At 54.5% G+C, this 367-nt stretch carries 1 protein-coding gene; it reads left to right on the top strand.

From position 1 onward, the window contains the following. A partial coding sequence (locus J9889_RS16095) for a helix-turn-helix domain-containing protein (RefSeq protein ID WP_210557341.1) occupies nucleotides 1-367 on the top strand: 367 nt, incomplete at both ends.

Raw genomic sequence — 367 nt, 5'->3', positions numbered from 1 at the left:
GCACGGTCACTGATGTTCATCACCTTACCGGCGCTGCTCGCTCGACCATCGGCCGTTGGCTTCGATGGTATCGAGATGAAGGCATAGATGCGCTAGAAGCCTTACCGGCTGGCCGTGCCCCAGTCTTACCTGTTGCCAAGATTGTCACTTTACTGGTGCTGCTCATGCAGTTTTCTCCGCAAGATTTTGGTTATCAGCGCAGCCGCTGGTGTACCGAACTATTGGCTATCAAAATCAATCGGTTAACAGGCCTCAATATGGCAGCCTCCACGCTCCGTCGATGGTTACCGCGTATGGGCATTGTCTGGCGAAGGCCCGTGCCGACCTTGCGGATAAAAGACCCAGCCTATCAGGAGAAAATGGCGGA

The organism is Aeromonas sp. PrichA-15 (assembly GCF_017939245.1).
In the GTDB taxonomy this organism is placed as follows: domain Bacteria; phylum Pseudomonadota; class Gammaproteobacteria; order Enterobacterales; family Aeromonadaceae; genus Aeromonas; species Aeromonas caviae.
This window is presented reverse-complemented; position numbering and strand designations above follow the sequence as displayed.